This window comes from Pseudomonas sp. ADAK7 (assembly GCF_012935675.1).
Taxonomy (GTDB): domain Bacteria; phylum Pseudomonadota; class Gammaproteobacteria; order Pseudomonadales; family Pseudomonadaceae; genus Aquipseudomonas.
In genome coordinates, this window is sequence record NZ_CP052861.1 from 6,291,471 (window position 1) to 6,307,234 (window position 15,764).

The window sequence follows — 15,764 nt, forward strand, 5'->3', positions numbered from 1 at the left end:
TCGCTCCTACACGTCTGTAATGACCAACAAATAATCAACCAAGCACTTGCTCGGTTGACTACGCTTGCTCCAGACCAAAAACAAAGGAGCAAGTCGCATGTCTGCTGCTTTTCGTTTGCCGCTGGACGTGTTCTACGAGCGTGAAGCCCGCCATCCCCGCCAGCGTTTTCTAGTCCAGCCGCTGGGCGGTGGGCAGGTCGAGACGCTGAGTTGGGCCGACGTCGGCCACCAGGCCCGTTGCGCCGCCCATTGGCTGCGCGCCCGGGAACTGCCCCAAGGCAGCCACATCGCCCTGATCTCGAAAAACTGTGCGCACTGGATCATTGCCGACCTGGCGATCTGGATGGCCGGGCATGTCTCGGTGCCGCTGTACCCCAACCTTACCGCTGAATCCGTGGCCCAGGTGCTGGAACACTCGGAAGCCGCGCTGGCGTTCATCGGCAAGCTCGATGACTGGCCCGGCATGTCGCGAGGCGTCAGCCCCGACCTGCCAACCATCAGCCTGCCGTTGCATCCCCCCGGCACCTTCAATTTCAGCTGGGACGACTTGCAGAAAAGCTCGCCGATCCAGGACGACCCGAAACCCGCCGCCGAGCAGTTGGCGACCATCATCTACACCTCCGGCACCACCGGCCTGCCCAAAGGTGTGATGCACAGCTTCGGCAACCTCGGCTTCGCCACCACTCGCGGCACGCAGCTGTTCGGCCTTAACGAGTCGGATCGGCTGCTGTCTTATCTGCCGCTGTGCCACGTTGCCGAACGGATGTTCGTCGAACTGGCGTCGATCTATACCGGGCAAACCGTGTTCTTTGCCGAAAGCCTCGACACCTTCCTCACCGATCTACAGCGAGCACGGCCGACCGCCATGTTCGGCGTGCCGCGCATCTGGACCAAATTCCAGATGGGCGTGTACAGCAAGATCCCGGCAAAGCGCCTCGACTTCCTGCTCGTGCTGCCGATCATCGGCAGGCGAGTCGGGCACAAAGTCCTCGCTGGACTGGGGCTCGATGCGTTGCGCATTGCCTTGTCCGGTGCCGCGCCGGTGCCGCAGACCTTGTTGCTGTGGTACCGCAAGCTCGGGCTGGACGTGCTGGAGGTGTATGGCATGACCGAAAGCTGCGGTTACTCGCACATCGGCCGGCCGGGCGATGACAAACCGGGCTGGATCGGCAAGCCTTGCCCGGAGGTTGAAGTGCGGATCGCCGACACGGGGGAGGTCATGGTGCGTAGCGGCGCGACCATGCTCGGCTATTTCAAGGAACCGGAGAAAACCGCCGATACGATCACCGAGGACGGCTTCCTGTGCACCGGTGACAAGGGCGAGCAAGACGCAGAAGGCAACCTGCGCCTGACCGGGCGCCTGAAGGAAATCTTCAAGACAAGTAAAGGCAAATACGTGGCTCCGGCGCCGATCGAGAATCGTCTGGCGGTGCATTCGCGGATCGAACAGGTTTGCGTGGTGGGCGATGGTCTGAGCGCGCCGCTTGGGTTGTGCGTGCTGTCGGCGGTGGGTTTGCAGGATGCCGCCAGTTCGGCGCGCAACGCCTTGCATTCGAGCCTGGAAAAACTCCTGGAAGAGGTCAACGGCGCCCTCGACAAGCATGAGCGCTTGCGCCGGCTGGTGGTGGTCAAGGACAGCTGGGCGGTGGAAAACGGCTTTCTGACGCCGACCCTGAAGATCAAGCGCAACGTGATCGAAGCCGCGTACGGGGCGCGCTTCGAAGAATGGAGCGAGCGCAATGAAGCGGTGCTGTGGCAGGATTGAGTGACGAACAACCTCAATAAAGGAAGTCAGCGATGAGTCTGTGGCGTACCGCTCCCAACATTGAACAATTGAACGCGATCCAGAAAAACACCATCGGCGAAGTGCTGGATATCCGCTTCGAAGCCTGCGACGACAAGTCCCTGAGCGCGAGCATGGTCATCGACCATCGCACTCATCAGCCTTACGGCTTGCTGCATGGCGGCGCCTCGGTGGTGCTGGCCGAAACCGTTGGTTCGATGGCCAGTTATTTGTGCATCGATGCCAGCAAGTTCTACTGCGTGGGCCTGGAAATCAACGCCAACCACTTACGCGGCTTGCGCAGCGGGCGGGTGACTGCGGTGGCCAGGGCGATCCATATCGGCCGCACCACCCATGTCTGGGATATTCGCTTGACCAGCGATGAGGGCAAGGCCAGTTGTGTGTCGCGGTTGACCATGGCGGTGGTGCCGTTGGGGGAGAATCCGCCGGCCCGTTAACGTGACTCCATCATGTAGCAGCTGGCGAAGCCTGCGTCCGGCTGCGAAGCAGTCGCCAATCCAGGCTGCTCGGTGTGTCTGATGCACTGCGTATTCAGGTTTTACGACTGCTTCGCAGGCGGACGCAGGCTTCGCCAGCTGCTACATGGATCTCCATGATCGCCATGGCCAGACTGTCATCATTCCTGTCAGTTACGGTCATTGCCGTAGTCCCCGCTCTTACGGACAATCACCCCCACGTTTCTCGCCCATGGATTGACCGGTATGTCGCAGCAGATCTTTTTCGCCCACGCCAATGGCTTTCCTTCGGGGACCTACGGCAAGTTGTTCACGGCGTTGGCGCCTGAATATCAGGTGACGCATCTGGAGCAGCACGCCCACGACCCGCGTTTCCCGGCCGATGACAACTGGCGCAACCTGGTGGACGAGTTGATCCATCACCTGAAACGTCAACCGGAACCGGTCTGGGGCGTCGGCCATTCCTTTGGCGGCGTGCTGCACCTGCATGCGGCGCTGCGTTGCCCCGAGTTGTATCGCGGCGTGGTGATGCTCGATTCGCCAGTGCTGACCCGCGCCGATCAATGGGTGATCCTCGCCGCCAAGCGTTTCGGTTTCATTGATCGCCTGACTCCCGCCGGGCGCACCCTGGGCCGGCGCGAAGAGTTTGCCGATCTGGACAGCGCCCGCCGCTATTTCGCCGGCAAAACCCTGTTTCGCGGTTTCGATCCGGAATGCTTCGACGCCTACCTGCAACACGGTTTGCACAAGGTCGGCGACAAGCTGCGCCTGCGTTTCGATCCGGCCACGGAAATCAGCATCTACCGCGGCGTACCGCACACCAGCCCCGGCCGCGCACGGCAACTGAAAGTGCCGCTGGCGGTGGTGCGCGGGAATAATAGCCGCGTGGTCATGCGCCATCACGCCAGCTCCGTCGGGCGCATGCCGTTCGGCGAGTCATTGACCATGCCCGGCGGCCACATGTTTCCCCTTGAGCGTCCCCAAGACACCGCCACGTTGCTGAAGAACCTGTTCAGCCGCTGGGAAGGTCGCCGTCAGCGGGATTGCGCATGAGCAGCGTCGTCGAAGAAGTGCGTCTGAGCCTGCCGCACATCGAGTTGGCGGCGCACCTGTCGGGTCCCGAGGATGGCTTGCCGGTGATCGCCTTGCACGGTTGGCTGGACAACGCCAACAGCTTTGCCCGGTTGGCGCCCAAGCTCAAAGGCCTGCGGATTATTGCCCTGGACATGGCCGGCCACGGTCACTCCGGGCATCGTCCGGCCGGCGCCGGTTACGCGATGTGGGATTACGCCCATGACGTGCTGCAAGTCGCCGAACAGCTTGGACTCAAGAGATTTGCGTTGCTGGGACACTCCATGGGCGCGATTGCTTCCTTGATCGTCGCCGGGTCGATGCCGGAGCGGGTCACCCATCTGGCCCTCATCGACGGTGTCATCCCTCCTACAGACAAAGGCGAAAATGCGGCCGAACGCATGGGCATGGCCCTGCAAGCGCAACTGGATCTGCGGGAGAAGCGCAAACCGGTCTACGCCACCCTTGATCGCGCTGTCGAAGCGCGGATGAAAGGCCTGGTGGCGGTCAGTCGCGAAGCCGCCGAGCTGTTGGCGCAACGGGGCCTGATGCCGGTGCCCGGCGGTTACACCTGGCGTACCGACAGCCGCTTGACGCTGCCTTCGCCGCTGCGTCTGACCCAGGAACAGGCGATGGCCTTCGTCCAGCGCATCACTTGTCCTACGCGGCTGGTGGTGGCGGCTGACGGCATGCTCGCCAAACATCCCGAATTGCTGGAACGTCTACCCTTTAGCCGTGAACAGCTGCCTGGTGGCCATCATTTGCACCTGAATGACGAGCCCGGCGCCGACCTTGTCGCAGACTGTTTCAATCGGTTCTTCGCCGTTCCTTGACTTGCGACGGGCAACTGTCGAGGCTGGGCGGGTTGAAAAGGGAGACAACCATGATCGATCTCTACACCGCTGCGACCCCGAATGGCCTCAGGGTCGCCCAGGCCATGCCGATCCGATGAGCCTGCCTAAGCGTTCACTCAGCCTGTTGGCGTTGTGTTATTTCAGTCCGATGTTATTGGCTGCCGATGTTCCGGGCAGCCAGGACCTGCCGATCGTGCCGCGCCTGGCCGATGCGCAGATTGTCGACTATCGCCCGACCGTGGAGCTTGAGCGGATCTATCCGCTGGGCTCGATCCGCAAGATCAGCGGCCAGTTGCGCTTCGACGGGCAAGTCAGCGCCCGTGGTCAAACCACGTCGGTGACCTACGAGTTGCCACCGGAGCATTCCTCCACCGAAGCGTTTACCGCCGCGCGCGAAGCCTTGCAGAAGCAGGGCGCGGAACTGTTGTTCTGGTGCCAGGCCCGTGATTGCGGGGAAAGCAGCCTGTGGGCCAATGAGGTCTTCGGCAACTCCAAGCTCTATGGCGCGGACGAGCAGCAGGCCTATCTGCTGTTGCGGCTGGCGGCACCGAAGGACAATTCGCTGGTGGCGCTCTACAGCATCACCCGCGGAAATCGCAAAGCCTACCTGCACGTCGAGCAGTTTGAATCCGCCGCGCCGCTGGGGGATTTGCTGCCAACCTCCGCGACCTTGCTGCGCCAGCTAAAAAGCACTGGTGAACTCGATTTCCCGAAACTGAGTGCCGATCCCGACGATACCTGGTTGCGCTTGATTTCCCGGGGATTGAACCTGGACACCACGCTGCGAGTCAGTGTTTCCGGGGCCAAGGCCGAAGCCTGGCGCCAATCGCTGATCGCCCAGGGCGTACGCGCGGCGCGCATGGAAACCGGCAGCGCCGAAGGCTCTGGCCTGCACTTCGAACTGTTGCGATAAGCTGCATCAGGCGAACGTGATCCTCACGTTCGCCTAATCTTCTGCTGTCTGACTATTTTCGAGATTTCGATGATCAATAACGATCGGCTGTTGGTGCAGATACTGCTCCTGGTGCTGTTTGGCGCGAGCTTCTGGGTGATGGCGCCGTTCTGGTCAGCATTGTTCTGGGGCGCGGTGCTGGCGTTTGCCAGTTGGCCGCTGATGCGCCTGCTGACCCGCTGGCTCAACGGCCGTGAATCGCTGGCGGCAGCGTTGCTGACCCTGGGCTGGATGTTGCTGGTGGCGGTGCCGCTGGTGTGGTTGGGGTTCAACCTGGCGGATCACGTGCGCGATGCCACGGTGTTCATCAAGGATGTGCAAGTCGATGGCTTGCCGGAAGCGCCGGTCTGGCTGGGGAGCATTCCCCTGGTCGGCGAACGGCTGGTGGGGATCTGGAACAGCATCGATGAGCAGGGCGCGGCGATGATGGTCGCGATCAAGCCTTATCTCGGGCAGGTCGGCAACTGGTTGCTGGCGCGCAGTGCGCAAATTGGCGGCGGCATTCTTGAGCTGACATTGAGCATTGTCTTCGTGTTCTTTTTCTACCGTGACGGGCCGCGGCTGGCGGCGTTTGTCCATAGCTTGCTGTCCCGCCTGATCGGCGACCGCGCCGGGTATTACATCGAACTCGTCGCCGGCACTGTGCAACGGGTGGTGAACGGGGTGATCGGCACGGCGGCGGCCCAGGCCGTGCTGGCATTGATCGGGTTCCTGATTGCCGGGGTGCCTGGGGCGTTGGTGCTGGGGATCGTGACGTTCATGTTGAGCCTGATCCCGATGGGCCCGCCGCTGATCTGGATTCCGGCCACGGCCTGGCTGGCGTGGAAGGGCGAGTACGGGATGGCGGTGTTCCTCGGGATCTGGGGCACGTTCATCATCAGCGGCGTGGACAACGTGCTCAAGCCGTACCTGATCAGCCGCGGCGGCAATCTGCCGTTGGTGATTGTGTTGCTGGGGGTGTTTGGCGGATTGATTGCGTTCGGGTTTATCGGCTTGTTCATCGGGCCGACGTTGTTGGCGGTGGCTTACAGCTTGTTGACCGACTGGAGCAAAAGCCAGGCACGCGTCGAAGACCGCCGCTGATCTTGCTCTGTAGGAGCAAAGCTTGCTCGCGATAGCGTCCTGACAGGCAATGAAAAACCCACTGAATCCATAGCGGTCAGTGGGTTTTTTGTGTCTGTGATGGCCTCATCGCGGGCAAGCCTTGCTCCTACAGGTCATGCGTCGTTCGGAAAATTCGCGGGCAACACATAATCTGTAGGAGCGAGGCTTGCCCGCGAAGCTTTTGCCTCAGGTCGAGACGTTCAAGTACTTACCCGTGCTGGCCACGTTATCGAGTGAATACTGCTTGCTCAGGTTGGCGATCATTTTGTTGATGGCTTCGCTGACGTTCGAATGGAGGGTGGAGGTGTCGCTGTTTTTTTCACGGCCCGCCTGCAGGGCGTCTTTGAGTTCGTCGCTGCTAACAGTGCCGTCCTCGTTTTTGTCCAAAGCCGAGAAGATTTCCTTGCTATCGGCCGTGCTGCCGGCGGCGCTCAGGCCGTTGCTCAGTTCATCGCTGCTGAGGTTGCCATCGCCGTCCGCGTCCAAAGCACCAAGCAGCGCGTCGGCCAGGTCGGTGTTCGGTGCCTGGTCCTGAGGCGGTGGCGGTGGGGCCATTGCCGCCATTTCTTCGCTGCTCAGGCTGCCGCTGTCATCGCTGTCGAGGTCGGTGAAGTTCTTGCTCAGGTCCGCCAACAGGCGATTATCGGGTTTATCCGACTGGGCGGTTTTCAGCTCGTCCTGACTCACCGAGCCATCGCTATTGCTGTCGAGTTTGGTGAACAGTTCTTTCTGGAGTTGTGCACGGCGGGCGGCGTTGGCCGACGTGCTGCTGGTGCTCGCGCTGGTATAGCTCGTGTAGTTGCTGCTGACGCTACCGATCATTGGGCTCACTCCTTTGGACGGAAAACCGGTGAGTGCACCGGCTTATGCAGCCTCAAGGGGCAAGTTGTCGTGGGTATGTGGCGTTTGTACCGTTCGGTACACACGAAGCCGGTGGGATCAGGTGCGGGGTAGGCGGATGACGGCAGTGAGGCCGCCACCGGGGGTTTCTTCCAGGCTCAATTGCCCGCCCAGGCGTTCCGCCGCCTCCCGGGCGATGGTCATGCCGAGGCCGACGCCACCGGAGTTGCGGTTGCGCGAACCTTCCAGCCGGAAGAACGGTTCGAACACTGCTTCACGCTTGTCCGCGGCAATCCCCGGGCCGTGATCGATTACCCGAATCACCAGATGCCCTCGACTGTCTTCGAGGGTAATCAATGCCTCCCCGGCATAACGCAGGGCATTGTCGATCAGGTTGTTGATGCACGAGCGCAAGGCCATCGGCTGCACTTGCAGCGGCGCGCAATGTCCGCTGGCCTGGACGTCCGACCCCTGGTCCTGGGCGTTTTCGCTCAGGGACTCGACCAGCGCCTGCACGTCCATCCATTGCGGGGCTTCACTGGTGCGATGTTCGTGCAGGTAGGTGAGCGTGGCATCGAGCATGTGGATCATGTCGTCCAGATCCTGGCGCATCTGGCCTTGCAGCTTGTCGTCATCAATCTGTTCCAGGCGCAGCTTGAGCCGCGACAGCGGCGTGCGCAGGTCATGGGACACCGCGCCGAGCATCCGCGAACGCTGCTGTACCTGTTCGATAATCCGCCGCTGCATCTTGTTGAAGGTGTGGGCCGCTTGCCGCGCTTCCCGTGGCCCGGATTCGTCCAGCGGCGGGCTGTCGAGGTTTTCGCTCAAGCGCTCGGCGGCATCGCTCAGGCGCTGGATCGGTCGGCTCAGCAATTTGGCGCCGTACCAGGCGGCGATGATCAGCGAGACGAACTGAAAGGTCAGCGGCACCAACGGCCCGCCGAACCACGGTCGAGGCGGCCGATTGGCGAAACGTGGGTCCAGCGGTGGACGCTGGCCGTCGAAGCTCTCGGAAAACCCGGGCGGTGGCGGAGGGGGCGGCGGGCCGTAATGGTGAAACCAGAAAAACGCCAGCAGGTGCGCCAGGATGATCGCGATCAGCAGCACGCCAAACAGGCGGCCGAACAGCGTATCGAAGCGCGCACGCATCAGCCGATGTCTCGGGCGTCGAACAGGTAACCCTCACCGCGAACGGTCTTGATCAGCTGTGGGTTTTTCGGGTCGTCGCCAAGCTTCTGCCGCAGGCGCGACACCAGCAAGTCGATGCTGCGATCAAAGGCTTCGATCGAGCGACCACGGGCGGCATCGAGCAATTGTTCGCGGCTGAGCACCCGGCGCGGACGCTCGATAAATACCCAGAGCAAGCGGAATTCCGCGTTGGACAGCGGCACCACCAGGCCATCGGCGGCGATCAACTGGCGCAACACGCTGTTCAGGCGCCAGTTGTCGAAGCGAATATTCGCCCGCTGTTCGGTGCGATCGTCGCGCACCCGCCGCAGAATCGTCTGAATCCGCGCCACCAGTTCCCGCGGTTCGAACGGCTTGGCCATGTAGTCGTCGGCGCCCAATTCCAGGCCGATGATCCGGTCGGTGGGTTCGCAGCGCGCGGTGAGCATCAGGATCGGGATGTCCGATTCGGCGCGCAGCCAGCGGCACAGGGACAAACCGTCCTCGCCGGGCAGCATGAGGTCGAGCACCACCACGTCGAAATGTTCCGCCTGCAGCGCCTGGCGCATCGCTGCGCCATCGGTGACGCCGCTGGCGTGGATATTGAACCGGGCCAGGTAGTCGATCATCAATTCGCGGATCGGGACGTCATCGTCGACAATCAGGGCGCGAATGCTCCAGCGTTTGTCGTCAGCGGGCGCTTTTTGATCGTCGTTCACAGGGGCTTGAGTGCTGTGCATGCGTGGGTTCATCTGCCAGGTAGGCTGCCAACCACAAAGATGGGCTGCGAGGTTGTGGCTTCAGCATAGGCGTCCGGCCCGAAGGCGGGAAGTGCTGTAAGGACGTGTTGCGGCTGCCGAGGGTAGCGTCGGCCTTTGTTGGGGGCGTGTCCGGTGTGTATCGGGCTCGACACAATTGGCGCAGGGTCTAGGCTTGCTGGAGGTTGCGGGACGATTTACCGATCATCGGGTCCCGCAGCGGCGCTGGTTCCGCTACAATGCGCGCCGATTTCGTCCTGCCTGAGAGCCCGCACATGTCCGTCTGCCAGACTCCTATCATCGTCGCCCTGGATTTCCCCACCCGTGACGCCGCACTGAAGCTGGCCGACCAGTTGGACCCGCAACTGTGCCGGGTCAAAGTCGGCAAGGAACTGTTCACCAGTTGCGCCGCGGAAATCGTCGGCACCCTGCGTGACAAGGGTTTCGAAGTGTTCCTGGACCTCAAGTTCCACGACATCCCGAACACCACCGCCATGGCCGTGAAAGCGGCGGCGGAAATGGGCGTGTGGATGGTCAACGTGCACTGCTCCGGCGGTCTGCGCATGATGGCGGCATGCCGTGAAGTGCTCGACCAGCGTACCGGCCCCAAGCCGTTGTTGATTGGCGTGACCGTACTGACCAGCATGGAGCGTGAAGATCTGGCGGGTATTGGTCTGGATATCGAGCCCCAGGAGCAAGTGCTGCGCCTGGCCGCGCTGGCGGAAAAAGCCGGGATGGATGGTCTGGTGTGCTCGGCCCTGGAAGCCCAGGCCCTGAAAACGGCCCATCCGTCGCTGCAACTGGTGACCCCGGGGATTCGCCCGGCGGGCAGCGCCCAGGATGATCAGCGCCGCATCCTGACCCCGCGTCAGGCATTGGATGCCGGTTCCGACTATCTGGTGATCGGCCGCCCGATCAGCCAGGCGGCGGATCCGGCCAAGGCGTTGGCAGCGGTTGTAGCCGAAATCGCTTAAAAGATCGCAGGCTGCGCCAGCCCCTACAGGGAAACGCGATCCCCTGTAGGAGCTGGCGAAGGCTGTGATCTTTTGATCTGTCGCTTTAAACCTTCAACACCAACTTCCCGAAATTCTCGCCGCTGAACAATTTCATCAGCGTCTCCGGGAACGTCTCCAGTCCGTCGACGATATCTTCCCGGCTCTGCAACTGCCCCTTGGCCATCCAGCCGGCCATTTCCTGCCCGGCAGCGGCGAATTGCGCGGCGTAGTCCATCACCACAAAGCCTTCCATCCGTGCGCGGTTGACCAGCAGTGACAGGTAGTTGGCCGGGCCTTTGACCGCTTCCTTGTTGTTGTACTGGCTGATCGCGCCACAAATCACCACGCGCGCCTTCAGGGCCAGGCGACTCAACACCGCGTCGAGGATATCGCCGCCGACGTTATCGAAATACACGTCCACGCCTTTCGGGCATTCGCGCTTCAGTCCGGCCGAAACGTCTTCGTTTTTGTAGTCGATGACCCCGTCAAAACCCAGTTCATCCACCAGGAATTTGCACTTGTCCGCACCGCCGGCAATGCCGATCACGCGGCAGCCTTTAATCTTGGCGATCTGCCCGGCAATGCTGCCCACCGCACCGGCCGCGCCCGACAGCACCACGGTGTCGCCAGCCTTCGGCGCGCCAACGTCGAGCAGGGCGAAGTAAGCGGTCATCCCGGTCATGCCCAACGCGGACAAGTAGCGCGGCAGTGGTGCCAGTTTCGGATCGACCTTGTAGAAGCCCCGCGGCTCGCCGAGGTAATAATCCTGCACGCCCAGGGCGCCATTGACGTAGTCGCCGACCGCAAACCCAGGGTTGTTTGACGCCACGACTTTGCCTACGCCCAAGGCGCGCATCACCTCGCCGATGCCGACCGGCGGGATGTAGGACTTGCCCTCGTTCATCCAGCCACGCATGGCCGGGTCCAGGGACAAGTATTCGTTCTTGACCAGGATCTGACCCGCCGCCGGCTCGCCGACCGGTACTTCTTGAAAGGTGAACGTTTCGCGGGTCGCCGCACCCACCGGACGTTTGGCGAGCAGGAATTGGCGATTGGTCTGGGTAGTCATGACAGGCACTCAAGATGAATGAAGCTTTGTTGATAGACCTTCATGGCGGATGCCGCAAGGTTGGCTGATGCGGCGAATGCAGGTCGATCCAGTGCAGTGATAGTTGATCGGGCGCCTCTATCACTGTGACGCATGGGCGCTCAACCGGCCTTTTGATAGTGCTGCCGTGCGCCAGGCGCCGTGGCTAGACTGCAAGCACGCGATCCCCCGCATCTTCTCTTCGAGGACCTAATAATGAGCATGACGTTTTCCGGCCAGGTAGCTGTTGTGACCGGCGCAGCCAATGGCATTGGCCGCGCCACCGCCCAAGCCTTCGCGGCCGAAGGCTTGAAGGTGGTGGTGGCCGATCTGGACACCGCGGGGGGCGAGGGCACGGTGGCGCTGATTCGTACGGCGGGCGGCGAAGCGACCTTCGTGCGCTGCAACGTTACTGTCGAGGCCGAGGTAAAACATCTGATGGACGAGGTGATCAATACCTACGGCCGTCTTGACTATGCCTTCAATAACGCCGGCATCGAAATCGAAAAAGGCAAACTTGCCGACGGCTCGATCGATGAGTTCGACGCGATCATGGGCGTCAACGTCAAAGGCGTCTGGCTGTGCATGAAGTATCAACTGCCGTTGCTGCTGGCCCAGGGCGGCGGTGCGATCGTTAACACCGCGTCGGTAGCTGGCCTCGGCGCGGCGCCGAAAATGAGCATTTATGCGGCTTCCAAGCACGCGGTGATCGGCCTGACCAAGTCGGCCGCGATCGAATACGCGAAGAAAAAGATCCGCGTGAACGCAGTGTGCCCAGCGGTGATCGACACCGACATGTTCCGTCGTGCCTATGAGGCCGACCCGAAGAAGGCCGAGTTCGCCAATGCGATGCACCCGGTCGGGCGCATCGGCAAAGTCGAGGAAATCGCCAGCGCCGTGTTGTACCTGTGCAGTGACGGTGCAGCGTTCACCACCGGGCATTCCCTGGCGGTGGATGGCGGGGTCACCGCCTTCTGAAATCCGGAACGTCCTTGTAGGAAAAGACCCGCAACCTGTGCGGGTTTTTTTATGGTTCCGTGAACACGCCGGGGAATGTGTTTCAAATGGTTAGAACCGGCGGTTTTGGCGGCGTTGTCGCACAGCCTGGCGAGCGCTCCTGTGATTAACTGCTCGCAGCAAAATGGACAGGAGTTTGCTTACTCATGGAATTGAGAATTGACCGACAGGCAATGGTGCCGGTCGTACAGCAAATCGTCGACGCAATGGCGAGTTGGATCCGTCAAGGCGAGGTACCGCCCGCCACACGCTTGCCTTCCGTGCGACACATCGCGCGAATCAATTTGCTCAGTCAGTCCAGTGTCGTTGAAGCCTGTGAGCGCCTGGTCGCCCAGGGGATCCTGGCATCGCGTCCCGGTTCGGGGTTCTTTGTCGCCGCGTCGGCGCCGGTTGTGTCGCCCACGGGTGATCTCCCTCGTTTCGAAGGCGCAGAGGTGCTGCAAACGGGGTTCGCCGAGAACCTGTCGGGTGAACTGATGCTGGGGTGTGGTGGCTTGCCCGAAAGCTGGCGCGAGACGGACGACCTCAGCTATTCGATCCGCCAGGTGGCCCGCACCGACATGGCGGGGCTGTTCAATTACAGCACGCCGCTGGGCTTGCTCGCCTTGCGCCAGCAGATCCTCAAGCGCTTGAAACCACTCAATATCGAGACGCACGAAAGTTGCATCCTGACCACGGCTGGCGCCAGCCAGGGGCTGGACCTGATCGTGCGCACGCTGCTAAAGCCAGGCGATTGCGTGGTGGTGGAAAGCCCCGGTTTTTCTCAACTGTTCGATCTGCTCAGGTTGCGCGGGCTGCGCATGCTCGAGGTGCCACGTACCGCGCAAGGTCCCGACACGCAGGTGCTGGAGCGTTTGCTGATCAAGCACAACCCGCGGGCGATGTTTATCAATAGCTACCACCACAACCCCACGGGAAGCTGTGTGACACCGGCGGTAGCGCAGCAGGTCCTGCAACTGAGCAAGGCTTATGACGTGCTGGTCATCGAAGACGACGTTTATGCCGATATGCACAAAGGTCCCGGCACGCGCCTCGCCGCGCTGGATGACGAGGCCCGGGTGATTTACGTCGGCAGTTTCTCGAAAACCCTCAGCAGCTCATTGCGCGTGGGGTTTGTGGTGGCCAGCGCCGGGCTCATTGCCCGACTGGCCGAGGTCAAGATGATCAGCAGCATGGGCGGATCGCGGTTCTGCGAGTCGGTGCTGGCCAACCTGTTGGCCACCGGCGCCTATCGCAAACTGGTACAGCGCCAGCGCCAGCGCCTGAACGTAGACAGGACTGCGGCATTGCAGGCGCTTGAGGATGCCGAATGGGAGGTGTTCGGCAAGCCCTGCGGAGGCTTGTTTATCTGGGCGCGATCGCCAATGTCCGACTACGCTCAGGTGCGAGCACAGGCCCGACGTTTCGGCGTCCTGCTGTCCTCCCCGACGGCCTTCAGCCCGACCGGTGAGGTCAATGACTGGCAGCGCATCAATGTGGCGTATGCCTGCGATCCGCGGGCCCGGCGGTTTTTCCAGGCCACCGCTTCGGATCGACCTAAAGCGTTCTGAAAACGACGTGGACGTAGCTTTTTGCCATTATTCCGACGCCAGAGACTTGTGCTGGCACAGGCCCGTTGCGAATCTCCATCTACAGACTATGGCAGGGGACTACGAGCAATGATTTCGGCCGTGCAAGGACGTTTTGCCAACCTCGGTATGGCAAAGAAACTGGGCATCGGGTTTGTCCTGGTGCTGTTGTTGACCGCCTTGGTGGCAGCCATTGGCGTATGGTCCCTGCAAACCATCAGTCATCGCTTCGACGGGCTTAAGCAAATGTCGTCGCTCAACAGCGGTTTGCTCAAAGTGCGCTTGCTGGAGCAGGAATACGCCTTGCACGGCAACCCGAAAACCGCCGATGCGCTGCGTCAGGGGGTTGATGGGCTGATAGCCCTGTCGACTCAGTTGAAGGCGCAATCGGCGGCCAACGTGCCGGTCATGAATGATGTCGAGCTGTCGCTTGGCGCCTATCGCAAGGCCTTCGACGAATTTGTCTCGCTGACCCAGGCCAAGGACCTGGCCCTGGAAATGGCCAGTTGGTCGGTGTCCAGCGTGGCCAATAACCTCGATGTGTTGCAGGCGGGCCTCGCCGACGATGGCGCCTACGCCTTGAAGGAGTCCGAAGGCAAGGACGGTGCGCAATTCATCGAACAGGCCAATCAGGTCAGCCAGGTCTCGCGGTTGATGTTGCAGGCCATGAACGAGGCCCGGGTACGCCTCGACCAGAGTCGCAAGGGGGATGACGACAGCGCCGGCAAGGGCAAGATCGAGCAGGCCGACCAGGCGCTGACCCAGGCCGAACAGCTGAAAACCACGGTCAAGGATGAGGGCTATCAGACCGTCCTCAATGAGGTGTCCGGTCATATTGCCAGCTTCAGCGAGAAGCTCACCGAATACACCGGGCTGCTGGCCCAGGAAAAAACTGTCTACGAACAACTGCACCAGCGCGCCGGCCAGGTGGTGGAGCGGGTGGACCAGGCCTATGGGGCCGAAGACGGGGCGATGCAGGTCGAGCTGAAAAAGAATTCGTTGTTGATCATTGGCTCTTCGGCGCTGGCGTTGTTGGTCGGGCTGATCGCCGCGTGGGTGATTACCCGGTTGATCGTCGCACCGTTGCGCAGCGTGATCCGTGTTGCCCAGCAGATTGCCGCCGGTGATTTGAGTGCCACGGTGGAAGTGACCCGTCGCGATGAAATCGGCCAGTTGATGCTGGCGATGCAACAGATGGGCGCCGGGCTGAGCAGTATTGTCAGTGGTTTGCAGGCAGGTATCGAGCAGTTGGCCAGTTCTGCGCAGTCGCTATCGGCGGTGACCGAGCAGACCAATCTGGAGGTCAGCAGTCAGAAGGAAGAAACCGAGCAGGTCGCCACGGCGATGAATCAGATGACCGCCACGGTGCACGACGTGGCGCGTAATGCCGAAGAGGCCGCTACGGCGGCGCAGACGGCGGATGACAAGGTCGAGAGCGGTCAGCAGGTGGTGCGCCAGAGCATGGCGCGTATCGAGCAACTGGCGGATTCGGCGACTTCGGCCAGTTCGAGTATCGAGAGTCTGAGTGCGGAGATCCAGAATATTGGCACGGTGCTCAGTGTGATCAAGAGCGTGGCTGAGCAGACTAATTTGTTGGCGCTTAATGCGGCTATCGAGGCTGCGCGGGCGGGCGAGCAGGGCAGGGGTTTTGCGGTGGTGGCCGATGAAGTGCGGGCGTTGGCCAAGCGTACTCAGCAGTCGACCGAGGAGATTGAGCGGCTGGTCAGTGCCTTGCGCTCGGCGGCGCAGTCGTCGGTGCAGCAGATTCAGAACAGTGGTGAGTTGGTGAAGTTGGCGGTGAGTGATGCGCTGCAGACCGAGAGTGCGTTGGGGAGTATTGCGGCGGCGGTGTCGTTGATTCAGCAGATGAATCAGCAGATTGCGGCGGCGGCTGAGGAGCAGAGTTCGGTGGCTGAGGAGATTAATCGCAGTGTGACGAGTATTCGGGCGAGTGCGGATCAGTCTTCGTTGGCGATGCAGGGGAATGCGGCTTCCAGTATTGAGTTGGCGCAGTTGGGGATTGAGTTGAAGGGGATGGTTGGGCACTTTCGGCTTTGACGCTTTTCCTTGGCGGCCTTTGGGCCGACCAGGT

The 15,764-nt window shown here is 61.5% G+C and carries 14 protein-coding genes and 1 pseudogene; 11 read left to right on the forward strand and 4 right to left on the reverse strand.

The window, feature by feature from the left end; genetic code table 11:
• Positions 1 to 97 precede the first annotated feature (97 nt).
• The 6 genes from HKK53_RS28925 to HKK53_RS28950 all read left to right on the forward strand — a co-directional run bounded on the left by HKK53_RS28925 (position 98) and on the right by HKK53_RS28950 (position 6,219).
• On the forward strand, positions 98 to 1,765 hold the full coding sequence (locus tag HKK53_RS28925; protein WP_169373575.1) for an AMP-binding protein: 1,668 nt from the start codon (positions 98 to 100) through the stop codon (positions 1,763 to 1,765).
• Positions 1,766 to 1,797: 32 nt separating this feature from the next.
• A complete protein-coding gene (locus HKK53_RS28930) occupies positions 1,798 to 2,241 on the forward strand; it encodes a hotdog fold thioesterase (protein WP_169373576.1) in 444 nt (147 codons plus the stop codon).
• A gap of 264 nt (positions 2,242 to 2,505) precedes the next feature.
• Positions 2,506 to 3,312 (forward strand): alpha/beta fold hydrolase, encoded by an 807-nt coding sequence (locus HKK53_RS28935; RefSeq protein WP_169373577.1) that lies wholly within the window; start codon positions 2,506 to 2,508, stop codon positions 3,310 to 3,312.
• Positions 3,309 to 4,163 (forward strand): alpha/beta hydrolase, encoded by an 855-nt coding sequence (locus HKK53_RS28940; RefSeq protein ID WP_169373578.1) that lies wholly within the window; start codon positions 3,309 to 3,311, stop codon positions 4,161 to 4,163. The genes HKK53_RS28935 and HKK53_RS28940 overlap by 4 nt, the downstream gene beginning before the upstream one ends.
• Positions 4,164 to 4,278: 115 nt before the next feature.
• Positions 4,279 to 5,097 carry a DUF4892 domain-containing protein gene (locus HKK53_RS28945; RefSeq protein ID WP_169373579.1) on the forward strand — a complete coding sequence of 273 codons (819 nt, stop codon included), beginning with the start codon at positions 4,279 to 4,281 and terminating at the stop codon, positions 5,095 to 5,097.
• Positions 5,098 to 5,166: 69 nt separating this feature from the next.
• Positions 5,167 to 6,219 (forward strand): AI-2E family transporter, encoded by a 1,053-nt coding sequence (locus tag HKK53_RS28950; RefSeq protein ID WP_169373580.1) that lies wholly within the window; start codon positions 5,167 to 5,169, stop codon positions 6,217 to 6,219.
• A 207-nt stretch (positions 6,220 to 6,426) separates the two neighbouring features.
• Here HKK53_RS28950 and xopAW read toward each other — a convergent pair whose 3' ends face one another.
• The 3 genes from xopAW to HKK53_RS28965 form a co-directional block, all read right to left on the reverse strand.
• Positions 6,427 to 7,062 carry an EF-hand domain-containing protein gene (xopAW, locus tag HKK53_RS28955; protein ID WP_169373581.1) on the reverse strand — a complete coding sequence of 212 codons (636 nt, stop codon included), beginning with the start codon at positions 7,060 to 7,062 and terminating at the stop codon, positions 6,427 to 6,429.
• 117 nt (positions 7,063 to 7,179) lie between these two features.
• A complete protein-coding gene (locus tag HKK53_RS28960; RefSeq protein ID WP_169373582.1) occupies positions 7,180 to 8,229 on the reverse strand; it encodes a sensor histidine kinase in 1,050 nt (349 codons plus the stop codon).
• Positions 8,229 to 8,987 carry a response regulator gene (locus tag HKK53_RS28965; RefSeq protein ID WP_169373583.1) on the reverse strand — a complete coding sequence of 253 codons (759 nt, stop codon included), beginning with the start codon at positions 8,985 to 8,987 and terminating at the stop codon, positions 8,229 to 8,231. Before HKK53_RS28965 ends, HKK53_RS28960 begins: the two co-directional genes overlap by 1 nt.
• 293 nt (positions 8,988 to 9,280) lie before the next feature.
• On the opposite strand from HKK53_RS28965, the gene pyrF reads away from it, so the two are divergent.
• Positions 9,281 to 9,979 carry an orotidine-5'-phosphate decarboxylase gene (pyrF, locus tag HKK53_RS28970; protein WP_169373584.1) on the forward strand — a complete coding sequence of 233 codons (699 nt, stop codon included), beginning with the start codon at positions 9,281 to 9,283 and terminating at the stop codon, positions 9,977 to 9,979.
• A gap of 85 nt (positions 9,980 to 10,064) precedes the next feature.
• Here the strand turns inward: pyrF and HKK53_RS28975 are convergent, their stop codons facing one another.
• Positions 10,065 to 11,069: an NADP-dependent oxidoreductase gene (locus tag HKK53_RS28975; RefSeq protein WP_169373585.1), complete on the reverse strand. Its 1,005-nt coding sequence runs from the start codon at positions 11,067 to 11,069 to the stop codon at positions 10,065 to 10,067.
• A 234-nt stretch (positions 11,070 to 11,303) separates the two neighbouring features.
• Between HKK53_RS28975 and HKK53_RS28980 the strand changes: the two genes are divergently transcribed.
• The 4 genes and pseudogenes from HKK53_RS28980 to HKK53_RS33120 all read left to right on the forward strand — a co-directional run bounded on the left by HKK53_RS28980 (position 11,304) and on the right by HKK53_RS33120 (position 15,730).
• Positions 11,304 to 12,065, forward strand: a complete 762-nt coding sequence (locus HKK53_RS28980; protein WP_169373586.1) for an SDR family oxidoreductase — start codon at positions 11,304 to 11,306, stop codon at positions 12,063 to 12,065.
• Positions 12,066 to 12,250: 185 nt separating this feature from the next.
• Positions 12,251 to 13,654 (forward strand): aminotransferase-like domain-containing protein, encoded by a 1,404-nt coding sequence (locus tag HKK53_RS28985; RefSeq protein ID WP_169373587.1) that lies wholly within the window; start codon positions 12,251 to 12,253, stop codon positions 13,652 to 13,654.
• Positions 13,655 to 14,644: 990 nt separating this feature from the next.
• Positions 14,645 to 14,869, forward strand: a pseudogene (locus tag HKK53_RS33115) (HAMP domain-containing protein); the annotation flags it as partial.
• On the forward strand, positions 14,867 to 15,730 hold the full coding sequence (locus HKK53_RS33120; RefSeq protein WP_375538749.1) for a methyl-accepting chemotaxis protein: 864 nt from the start codon (positions 14,867 to 14,869) through the stop codon (positions 15,728 to 15,730). The pseudogene HKK53_RS33115 and the gene HKK53_RS33120, both read left to right, overlap by 3 nt.
• Positions 15,731 to 15,764: the final 34 nt, after the last annotated feature.